The 10,254-nt window shown below is 45.7% G+C and carries 10 protein-coding genes and 1 tRNA gene; 6 read left to right on the top strand and 5 right to left on the bottom strand.

What is annotated here, in order from left to right; genetic code table 11:
* Positions 1-79: 79 nt before the first annotated feature.
* Both PX482_RS03070 and PX482_RS03075 read left to right on the top strand, forming a co-directional pair.
* Positions 80-259, top strand: a complete 180-nt coding sequence (locus tag PX482_RS03070; protein WP_288122053.1) for a hypothetical protein — start codon at positions 80-82, stop codon at positions 257-259.
* 73 nt (positions 260-332) lie between these two features.
* Entirely contained in the window at positions 333-1,715 is a 1,383-nt protein-coding gene (locus PX482_RS03075) for a flavin monoamine oxidase family protein (RefSeq protein ID WP_002763418.1), read from the top strand.
* 79 nt (positions 1,716-1,794) lie between these two features.
* Here the strand turns inward: PX482_RS03075 and PX482_RS03080 are convergent, their stop codons facing one another.
* Positions 1,795-4,320 (bottom strand): mannose-1-phosphate guanyltransferase, encoded by a 2,526-nt coding sequence (locus PX482_RS03080; protein ID WP_002763419.1) that lies wholly within the window; start codon positions 4,318-4,320, stop codon positions 1,795-1,797.
* Between the two features lie 206 nt (positions 4,321-4,526).
* Here PX482_RS03080 and PX482_RS03085 point away from each other — a divergent pair, with 206 nt between their 5' ends.
* Both PX482_RS03085 and PX482_RS03090 read left to right on the top strand, forming a co-directional pair.
* Positions 4,527-4,718, top strand: a complete 192-nt coding sequence (locus tag PX482_RS03085; protein WP_043999505.1) for a hypothetical protein — start codon at positions 4,527-4,529, stop codon at positions 4,716-4,718.
* Between the two features lie 362 nt (positions 4,719-5,080).
* Positions 5,081-5,154 (top strand) — tRNA-Arg (locus tag PX482_RS03090).
* Between the two features lie 226 nt (positions 5,155-5,380).
* On the opposite strand, the gene PX482_RS03095 is transcribed toward PX482_RS03090, so the two are convergent.
* Both PX482_RS03095 and PX482_RS03100 read right to left on the bottom strand, forming a co-directional pair.
* A complete protein-coding gene (locus tag PX482_RS03095) occupies positions 5,381-5,656 on the bottom strand; it encodes a hypothetical protein (protein WP_002763421.1) in 276 nt (91 codons plus the stop codon).
* A gap of 387 nt (positions 5,657-6,043) precedes the next feature.
* Positions 6,044-6,592 (bottom strand): RDD family protein, encoded by a 549-nt coding sequence (locus PX482_RS03100; RefSeq protein WP_002763424.1) that lies wholly within the window; start codon positions 6,590-6,592, stop codon positions 6,044-6,046.
* 414 nt (positions 6,593-7,006) lie between these two features.
* Between PX482_RS03100 and PX482_RS03105 the strand changes: the two genes are divergently transcribed.
* The gene (locus PX482_RS03105; protein ID WP_002763426.1) at positions 7,007-7,366 is read left to right on the top strand and encodes a DUF6464 family protein; all 360 of its coding nucleotides are present in this window, start codon (positions 7,007-7,009) and stop codon (positions 7,364-7,366) included.
* A gap of 67 nt (positions 7,367-7,433) precedes the next feature.
* Entirely contained in the window at positions 7,434-8,591 is a 1,158-nt protein-coding gene (gene bioF / locus PX482_RS03110) for an 8-amino-7-oxononanoate synthase (protein WP_288096860.1), read from the top strand.
* A 56-nt stretch (positions 8,592-8,647) separates the two neighbouring features.
* Here the strand turns inward: bioF and PX482_RS03115 are convergent, their stop codons facing one another.
* Positions 8,648-8,854: a PIN domain-containing protein gene (locus PX482_RS03115; RefSeq protein WP_002763429.1), complete on the bottom strand. Its 207-nt coding sequence runs from the start codon at positions 8,852-8,854 to the stop codon at positions 8,648-8,650.
* 183 nt (positions 8,855-9,037) lie between these two features.
* A complete protein-coding gene (locus PX482_RS03120) occupies positions 9,038-10,246 on the bottom strand; it encodes an RNA-guided endonuclease InsQ/TnpB family protein (RefSeq protein WP_288122055.1) in 1,209 nt (402 codons plus the stop codon).
* Positions 10,247-10,254 lie beyond the last annotated feature (8 nt).

Raw genomic sequence — 10,254 nt, forward strand, 5'->3', positions numbered from 1 at the left:
AGTCCCATTCTCGAACATTTAACGGCATTTTCAAGGGCAATATACCCGCAATTACTACACCTTTTAGAGCTAGGAAACCATCTATCTAGGGTCTGCTGAAAAAGTTTTTCCTGGTGGCAGGGTGTGGGGTGTGGGGTGTGGGGTGTGGGGTTTTACCCATTTTCACCTGGTCAATTACCTAATTTTCAGGGAAAAAGTACCTGAATTTTCCCCTCAATCACTGCAAGGGTCGGGACTTTTTGAGGTCAAAAAAGTCTAAAAGCCTTATCCAACAAGGTTTTTAGATTTATTCAGCAAACCCTAATTATAAAATATTCTGTGGGGCTAAAATCATGACAAATCTCCAGTGGACTAGCTATGAGTGTATCGTGATCGGGGCGGGATTAGCGGGATTAATCGCCGCGCGGAATCTCCAGAGGCAAGGTCATCAAGTTCTGGTAATCGAAGCGCGAAATCGTTACGGTGGCAGAATGTCTGGTCAATATCTCCCCTCTGGACAGTGGATCGATCGAGGTGGTCAGTGGGTGGGCCCAACCCAAGAGCGTTTTTTAGCCCTCCTCGACGAGTATAAAATACGTCGTTTTCCCTCTCCCAATCAGGGAAAAACCGTCCTAGTCTTTAACAACAAACGCTATGAATTCAATGGTTTTTTTCAAGGTTTCCACGAGGGAGAAGTACCCGATATCGGCGCAGCAGAATGGCAAGATGCGATGTCAGCATGGGCGCGTTTTCAAGAACTAACCAAAACCCTACCTTCAGGTTATCCCCAAAGCAACGATCACACCAAAAAACTAGACAGTAAAACTTTTGCTCAGTGGATTGAAGAAAACACCAGCACAGATTTTGGTCAATGGTATTTTGCTTATATGGCGCGTGCAGTGGGTTTTCTCGGGCCGGCCGAACCCAACCAAGTCTCACTACTGCACGTTCTTTGGGGACAAAATTGCGCCCCTCAGGCCGAACATCCAGAAGCCGAACTGATCCATGGCGGAGCGGGACAAATTCCCGACAAGATCGCGGCGGAGTTAGGAGAGCGAATTCGACTGGGGGAACCGGTTTTTCGCCTTAATTATGACTCGGCCGGCGTGACCGTAGAAACCAGCCAGAATACTTTTACCGCCAAATTTGCCATCATTGCCATGCCGCCCCATCTTGCCGGCCGCATTATTTATCATCCCCCGCTGCCACCCCAGCGAGAACAACTAACCCAACGAGTACCGATGGGATGCTGCGCTAAAGTCCTGATTTCCTATGAGCGACCTTTCTGGCGAAAACAGGGACTAGCGGGACTTGCTCAAGGGAATTGTCAATGGTTGGAACTCTGTGCCGATAGTTCCGATCCCGAAACCGGCGTCGGGGTAATCGCCACCTTTGTGGTTGGCGATCGCTATAGTCGTTGGCGCTCCATGAGTAGTCCGGCGCGCCGTGCCGCCGTCCTCTCGGATTTAGCTATTTATTTCGGTCAAGAGGCCCTTTTCCCGATCAGTTACGATGAGGTGGATTGGCCTGGGGATCCCTGGACTGGTGGCGCATATTCCGCTTTTATGCCCCCCGGAGTCTGGACAAGTTTCGGCGAGGCTCTTTTTACTCCCGTCGGACCGATTCACTGGGCCGGCACAGAAATGGCCGATCGCTGGCCGGGATTTTTCGAGGGAGCGATCCGCACTGGTGAGGCAGCGGCTGATCGAATCGCCTTGCTTTTGCGGGAAAAATGAGCATCTACAGGGCTAGGACACTTTTTAGGTCAAAAAAGTCATCATAGTCAAGTTTCGGGGCTAATAGGGCAGAAAACTCTTAAATCATCACTATTTCGCCCTGGTAATGTTCGACGAAATACTGGACACGATGACGATATTCTTTAATTGTCCGATCGACCCATTCCCGCTGCTCACTGTTAGCATAGATATGCACTAAAGGTTCTCCAGCATCGGGTAAAATCAATACCCAGTCATCATTAAGGGGATTAATCACCTTGACTCCATCGACCAACTCTAGATTAAGATCCGCGTGAGTCTCCACCAGATAGCGCATCAGAGATCCCTTGACTTTCCAAGGACAGCGCACCGCCGTATTCTTATTATAAATGCGCGGTAACTCGGCCCGCACCTGAGCTAGAGAACGTTCCTGAATGGTTAACATCTCCAAAAGTTTCGCCACGCTGAACATGGCATCGAAACCGGGATGTAATTGCGGAAAAATAAAGCCAGTTTGCCCACATCCTCCTAAAACCACATTAGGATTGGTTTGACATCCTTCCATTAAAGCGCTAGGACTGGCTTTTGTCCGCACCACCCGGCCATCGTGACGACGCGCGATCTGTTCCACGGCACTAGAAGCATGAACCGGCACTACCACTGTACCGCGAGGATGGGCGGTCAGAATTGTATTCACCATTAGAGCAGTTAATTGTTCCCCGCGAATCGATAAACCACTCTCATCGACGAGGACTAATTGTTCCCCGTTGGCCGAAACCTGTACCCCTAAGTTCGCTTTCAGGGCCTCCACCACATGGCCCAATTGATGGATTAGTAACTCTCTTTCCTGCATGGAAAGGGCATTCTGACGTAAACTGGCATTGAGAACCACGGCATCACAGCCAAATTTGGCCAGTAATTCTGGTAAAATTGCCCCTGAGACTCCGTAGGCGTAATCAATGACGATTTTGGAGCTACTATTGCGAATAGCCTCTACATTTAGCTGAGTTTCAAAGGTTTTGCGGTAATTATCGAGAATATCAGCCGGATAGGACATACTGCCGATTTCCTGCATTCCCACCCGTCGCAGATCTTCTTTGAAATAGGCCCCTTCGATTTTCTTTTCCCTCGCTTTGGAAACATTAATCCCTTTTTCGTCTAAAAACTCGATTAAGAGAAAATCTGGGCGATCGGGATGAATGCGAACGTGAATGCCACCGACTACGTTTAATTTAGCCACTAAAGTCCGCGAAATCGGTAAAGCATTCGCTTGTAGGTTTTGGATATTCACCCCCACGGACATTAAACCGGCAATCAGCGATCGACTGACCATGCGCGAGACACTGCGTTGATCCCGGGAGACGATTACCGTTGACCCCGGTTTCAGGATGGAACCGTAGGCTGCCCCCAGTTTAACGGCGAATTCGGGCGTGATATCGATGTTAGCGAGTCCCGATACTCCTCGTTGACCAAAGAGGTTTTTATGGGCAGTATTTCCCCAAATCAGGTTAATATTGAGGATGGCTCCCGATTCGATCTGTTTACTCGGCCAGACTCTGACCCCGGAATTGATCTGCGCTTCTTCCCCGACGATCGATAATTGTCCGATCACCGCACCTTCGTGTACCTGGGCCCGTCGATCGATTCTGGTTCCCCTAGCGATCGTACAAGCGGCTAAATTGACCTCATCCCCGATCACCACACCATTCCAGAGGATGGGACGTTTCAGATCGGAACCAGCACCGATGGTGACATTATCGCCGATAACCGAACCCCTCTCGATCAGAACATTTGCACCAACGCGGCAATGATTGCCGATCATGGCCGGGGCCTCAATGTGGGCGCTAGGATCGATATAGGTATTAGTACCGACCCACACCCCGGGGGATTTTTCTCGATAGGGAAATTCTAGGTTAACTTTGCCGGATAAAGCGTCGTATTGCGCTTCTCGGTAGGCCTCCAGATGACCGACATCGCACCAATAACCATCGGCCACATAACCATACATAGGTTCGCCCCTTTGCAGCAGCAGCGGAAACAAATCTTTAGAAAAGTCGGCTTCTTCTTTGTAGGGGAGATAATCGAGGACTTCTGGTTCGAGAATATAGGTTCCGGTGTTGACAGTATCGGAAAAAATCTCGCTGGTGGATGGTTTTTCGATAAAACGGCGAATTCTGCCTTCTTTGTCGGTAATCACTACCCCAAATTCGATCGGATTGGCAACCCGCGTCAGGACGAGGGTTGCTTTCGAGTTTTTACCTTTATGGAATGCGATCGCTTTTTGCAGGTCAAAATCGGTGATACTATCGCCACTAATCACCAGAAAGGTATCATCTAACCATTCGGCAATATTTTTCACACATCCTGCGGTGCCTAGGGGTTGATCCTCCTCCACAGCGTAGGTGATTTTTACCCCAAAGTCGCTGCCGTCTTGAAAGTAGTCGCGCATGACATCGGGGAGATAGTGCAGGGTGGTGATAATTTCGGTAATGTCATGCTTTCGTAGTAAATTAATAATATGTTCGGCGATGGGACGGTTGAGAATCGGGACCATCGGTTTGGGAAGATCACAAGTAAGCGGACGTAATCTTGTCCCTGAACCACCTGCCATTAATACCGCTCGCATAATTTCCTCCCAAGGCTATCTTTTCGCCGTTTTTAAATAGTTTTTCCAAATTATGGCTTTAGTTTCCCGACCTCGATCGAGCCAGTTCCTAACCGGCATTCTAACACCGTCCCCCCGATTCAGAACAATATTTTCTTTTCCCAAGTCGGCAAAACCCAAGCTTAAAATAGGAGATGTGAATTCTCTAAATTCAAGGATGAGATGGCATGAGACTGGTTATTTTTATCTTAATAATTGTTTATGGTGCCGGTGGTTGGAAATTCTGGAATGGGTACAGAAGCACTAATTTTAGTCCCAGTTTACCCAATCGTTTAGCTCTAACGCTGTTCTGGCCGCTTCTTTTGGCTGTTAATCCCGCCTACCGCAAGAATTTTCAAAAAGCCCTCAAGGGCAAATAAAATTAACATACTGCCAATGTCACGGCCATAAAACAGAAAGTGGGTGGGTATCGAGGCGTTTTTTAGCCGATTAGTCGAGATTACCCCCCCAAAAAAAACCCTAAATAGGGTTTGCGGCAAAAAGTTTTTCGTGGGGGTAGGGTGTGGGGTTTTACCCATTTTCAGGTGGTCAATTACCTAATTTTCAGGGAAAAAGTCCCGGAATTTTCCCCCCAATCACTCCAATGGTCGGCACTTTTTGAGGGAAAAAAGTCTAAAAACCTTATCCAACAAGGTTGTTAGATTTATTCAGCAAACCCTAAATAATCCACGGCAATCAACAGTTTAGCCGTGGATGTCTTATCATGGTTAGGGAAAAAATTGGGGTCGTAGCTCAGTTGGATAGAGCGAGTGCCTCCTAAGCACTAGGCCGCCGGTTCGATCCCGGCCGATCCCGCCTTTTTCAGTGATCGGTAAACAGTAAACAGTGAAAAGATGCTGGGAAACTGCTATTTATAGCGCTTTTCACGTTACTGAGGTATCGACAAGTTTTGCCAACAAAGGGCTTAAGCCCCTTGCCCATGCCTCATTCTGATAAAAACTGCTATAGCATCAACCCCATTATCGAAATATTTACGGGCTTAATTAAGCCCGTAGGCACGGCTACGGGCAACTTCTAGAGGTTAGGCTTGATCGCTTCTGTTCTTGTTAATCTGTCGGATGATTTCAATCATTTGAGCGTGTCGATCATCCATTCTCTCTAGATGCCGGTAAAAATCGGCTTGAGTCTCATAAAAATCTGATTGTGCGCTTGCTATTCGAGCTAGGTAATCGTAAAGCCCTTTTTTCTCCTGTTTCCGTTCCTCGCGGTCACTAGCGACGGCATCAGCTAGGGCTTGAATAGCGCGAGCGTTCGATTCCACTATTCTCTCGATCCGCTCTAATCTGTCTTCTGACATTTTGGTAAACTCCTAATAGACTAATTCTTGTCCCCCACCGATGCCCGTCGGATGGGGGAATAACTTTAATTATGGGCTTTTCGATGCCAACGCTGATCCGATTTCCTAAATTCCCACTGTAATGCGATCTCATCAGGAGTCTTAATCTTTCCTGACTATTACCAAGTCAGGGAGACAAAATCAAGGGTTTTCCCGTTACAGGAAAACCCACATATAGCACTTTTCACGTTACTGAGGTATCGACAAGTTTTGCCAACAAAGGGCTTAAGCCCCTTGCCCATACCTCATTCTGATGAAAACTGCTATAATACTGCTCACTTAAAACTCAAAACTTAAAACTGATCACTGATAACTGATAACTGATAACTGATAACTGATCACTGATATTTATCTTCTCATTCTGCCCTTAATTTGATACCAAAGCCTTCTTAAACGTAGATCGAGAGAAAAACCCCGACGGGTGGGAATAACAATCGTGCCACCGATGCGATCGTGGAAAGCTCGGTTCAATTGTTCATCGCCGATCGCCATACCACAATCGGCGAAAAGGGGCGAAGATAGTAAAATCAAACTTAAAGGATTGCCAAAAAAAGTATTTAACCCTAGCATCATTAAAGCTGCCCCCCCACCAGCGATCGCCTCTCTTTTGCTTAACTCCAAAATTCCGGGTAAACGCTGAAGTCGTAGATCGATGATCTTCATATCCAAGGCCCAACGGCCTAAACTCTGACCCTGATTCTGCGCTACCAATAACACCCGCAAACACCACCAGATCAGGAGAAAAAGGAAGAATTGCAGTACAGGTGTACCGTTCGCAAAGGAGCTTAAAAACCAGATCGAGGCAAAGTCGATCAGGAAAGCATAGGCGCGACGATCTAAGGGAATTTTCGGAAATTTTTGCGGTAGATTATCTTCAGGCGGGATGGGGTAAACCATAAAAGACCTCTTGTAAAAATCAAAAATTGTTGTGAGGGTTAGGAGTCAGTAGCCAGTAGTCAGTAGTCAGGAGAATTAAGAATGAATAATAATTAGTTAAATAGTCTATTTACAGACTTTATGCCATTTAGTCCTTATTTTTGCAGTTTTTGAACCCTGAAAAATTAATTATGCAAGAGATTTAAAGTAAATTCTCGGAAAAATCCTGCGGTTTATCTTCCACTTTAATCGGGAAATTGGCAATTCTAGGATATTTGTCTCTTGTCTTTTTTCTCCCCCCGTCTCGGAGTCTTCTGTCTGGGGGTCTCCTCACCTAAGGTCAGATTTTTGATTTTTGCAGGAGATATAATTATTAATCGACTCGGAGATCTAAGCTACCATTGAGCAAAGGTAGCCCAGAATACAGGGATAATCATGGAGCAAGATTCATTAACAACGGAGGTTATTCTGACCCATCCGCGGCAAAGTTTGGGAGAGATACAGTTGGATTGGATGCCACAACCGGGTAATTATTTGGCCTTAAAAGGACAAACCTATGCGGTTTTGGAACGTCACCACCAGTATCAATACAAGATTGGTGGCTATTGTTTACGCAAAATATCCCTTTATGTACAAACTGCTCCCACCCCTAACGAAAAAAGTTTGATTGAAGGACGTTGGGTGATGGGGGATGCTAGTTGTCGTTTTAACGCCAGATCCGAACTGTTGCGCTGTGCGATTAACCCCCCAGGTCCCTGTCAAGATTGTCGTTTTTACGAAACTATTAACCCTTAAAAGAGCCTTTTTTCGGCAACAATCTGGCTATTTTCCCCTAGCTAACCGCTATATTGATCAATCGCCTATGAATCATCCTTACTCTTGGATTGAGGATAGCTTAAAAACCCTCCATCGGGCCGATTGGTATCGAAGGGTTAAAACCATTCAAGGCCGGGGCGGAGCCGTTATAGAATTAGAGGGTCGATCGCTGATTAATTTTGCCAGTAATGATTATCTGGGATTAGCAGCCGATGAAAGAATGATTGCGGCAGCCATAGCAGCGACACAACGCTATGGAACTGGAAGCACCGGCTCGCGTCTATTAAGTGGACACCGAGATCTTCATCGAGACTTAGAATTAGCGATCGCATCTTTTAAAAATAGCGAAGACGCGATCGTTTTTAGTTCGGGATATTTAGCCAATTTGGGGACAATTACCTGTTTAGTGGGGCAGAAAGACCTGATTTTAGGCGATCAATACAATCACTCTAGCCTCAAAAATGGAGCCAAGTTAAGCGGTGCCACGGTGAAAGAATACCGGCACAATAGTCTCGAAGACTTAGAAAATCAGCTATTAGCCCACCGTCATCACTATCGTCATTGTTTACTGCTCACTGATACAGTGTTTAGTATGGATGGGGATATCTGTCCCCTAGCGGGAATTCTCGCTCTAGCCGAGATTTATAATTGCATGGTTTTGGTGGATGAGGCCCACGCTACCGGGGTTATGGGGGAAAATGGCACAGGTTGCGTGGAATATTGTGGTTGTCAGGGACGGGAATTAATTCAGATGGGAACCCTGAGTAAAGCTTTGGGCAGTTTAGGGGGGTATGTGACCGGAAACGCCAAAATTATCGATTTTATCCGCAATCGCGCCGCCACCTGGATCTATACTACCGGTTTATCCCCCGCCGACACCGCCGCCGCTAGAATGGCTTTAGAGATTATTCGTCTGGAGCCGGAACGTCGCCAACGCCTACACCAAAATATTAATTTTGTCAAGAGTAAATTAAATAATCTTAATATATTGCCTTCGGAAGCGGCGATTTTATGTTTACCGGTGGCCAATCCGGGTCAAGCCCTAGAATTATCGCAAAAACTGCTAGAAAAAGGGATTTTTGCCCCCGCAATTCGTCCTCCTACCGTTCCCACCAGTCGTCTGCGATTTACTGCCATGGCCACCCATAGCCTCGCCCATCTAGAGGTTCTTGTTCAGTCTATTGGCGAATCTTTCTCCACATAGAGAAAAAGTTTTTCGTGGGAAGTGGGGTATGGGAAACGACTTATGATGCGGCAGGTTTAGGGACTCTTGAAAGGATTGACAATTTTCAGCCCATCAATGTCTGAATACCCAAAGTCTTCTGTATAGAGAGTTTCGACGTTTGCTTCCAAACAAGCAGCAACCACCATCGAATCCCAATGAGACAAACTAAAACGGATCATCAAGTCCTCAGCACGATTAATCACAGCCCAAGTTGGCAAAGCTGTGTACCAAACCTGTTGCAAATCTCGAATGTACTGATAGGCTTGCGCTCTGTCATACCCAAATGGCTCAAGTTTGCGGCTTGCCGCTAAATATTCGCAGGCAACCTGCCAAATTAAAACTCCCTCTGTCAGATTAGCTACTAGAGAAGCTGCGATTGCCTGCTTACTAGGATAACGCGAATCATTGACTTGACACTCCCCGCTCTAAAGAGACGGGGATTCTTGGTTCACAGAGATTACTTGCTTAGACAGAATTGCTTCTGAAAAAGTAGAGGTATTCTCTCCCCAAGCGTTTATTGGATCGAGCCCAAAGGTTCCGGTATGCCCTACCGTACTTAGTCCCCTTTTAAGGATGTTGATTGCGGCGTTTTCATCCCTATCCAAAACACATCCACATTTGCACTGATGGGTTCTAGTCGATAAAGATTTTTTGACAGTTTCACCACAGTTTGAACAGTTTTGGCTTGTATAATTCGGTGAGACAGCAATCGTTATCTTGCCGAATTTAACCCCAAAATACTCTATCCATTCCCGAAACTGATACCAGGCCGCATCATTTATCGATTTAGCTAGACAATGATTCTTGACTAAGTTCTTAACTCTTAAATCCTCGTAGGCTATCACATCGCTAGAGTGAACTACGCACCTTGCTAATTTCACAGCAAAGTCTTGACGTTGCCTATTTACTTTAAGGTGAGCTTTAGCTAATCTTTGTCTAGCTTTTTGACGATTTTTACTTCCCTTTTTCTTTTTAGATAATCGCCTTTGAAGTCGTTTTAATCGTTTCTCAGACTTTCTCAAGAATTGAGGATTATCAACCTTGTTGCCATTGTGATCTGTATAGAAAGAAGCCAAACCTACATCTAAACCAATACACTTACCTGATGGTTTAACATCTTCTTTAACGTCACAAGAAAGGACAAATTGACAATAATAACCGTCCGCTCTCCGAATCAACCTAACCCGTTTAATATCGGATTCTTGAAAGTACCCTAAATCCCAAGTTCCTACCAACTTAAGAACACCAATGTTTTTCTTGTCAGTGAACTTAACAGTTTTAGGGCTAAGAAGCTTCCATCCTGATTGTTTGTATTCAACAGAGCGAGATTTTTTAAATTGAGGATACCCCTTTTTGCCTGATACTTTACGTTTACAGTTGTCGTAAAAACGACTAATTGAACTCCAAGCACGTTCAGCACTTGCCTGTCTAGCAGTTGAATTAAGTTCATCGGCAAATTTAAAGTCCTGAGCTAATTCTTTAGAATATCGGTATAAATCGTTCTTACCCGTACCTTTTGTATCCATCCATAACCTTACACATTTGTTACGGATGAATTGAGCAGTACGAATAGCATCGTCTATGGCTTGATACTGTTGAGTTTTAGCTTTAACTTTAAACTCTAAGACAAACATTTTACGCA

The sequence above is a fragment of the Microcystis sp. M53602_WE12 genome (assembly GCF_030065455.1).
GTDB classification, from domain to species: domain Bacteria; phylum Cyanobacteriota; class Cyanobacteriia; order Cyanobacteriales; family Microcystaceae; genus Microcystis; species Microcystis aeruginosa.

Excerpts from the sequence above, each read along its gene's own strand:
- PX482_RS03075 (WP_002763418.1), top strand. The coding sequence starts at position 333 with ATGACAAATCTCCAGTGGACTAGCTATGAGTGTATCGTGATCGGGGCG.
- PX482_RS03080 (WP_002763419.1), bottom strand. The coding sequence starts at position 4,320 with ATGCGAGCGGTATTAATGGCAGGTGGTTCAGGGACAAGATTACGTCCG.
- PX482_RS03085 (WP_043999505.1), top strand. The coding sequence starts at position 4,527 with ATGAGACTGGTTATTTTTATCTTAATAATTGTTTATGGTGCCGGTGGT.
- PX482_RS03095 (WP_002763421.1), bottom strand. The coding sequence starts at position 5,656 with ATGTCAGAAGACAGATTAGAGCGGATCGAGAGAATAGTGGAATCGAAC.
- PX482_RS03100 (WP_002763424.1), bottom strand. The coding sequence starts at position 6,592 with ATGGTTTACCCCATCCCGCCTGAAGATAATCTACCGCAAAAATTTCCG.
- PX482_RS03105 (WP_002763426.1), top strand. The coding sequence starts at position 7,007 with ATGGAGCAAGATTCATTAACAACGGAGGTTATTCTGACCCATCCGCGG.
- bioF (WP_288096860.1), top strand. The coding sequence starts at position 7,434 with ATGAATCATCCTTACTCTTGGATTGAGGATAGCTTAAAAACCCTCCAT.
- PX482_RS03120 (WP_288122055.1), bottom strand. The coding sequence starts at position 10,246 with ATGTTTGTCTTAGAGTTTAAAGTTAAAGCTAAAACTCAACAGTATCAA.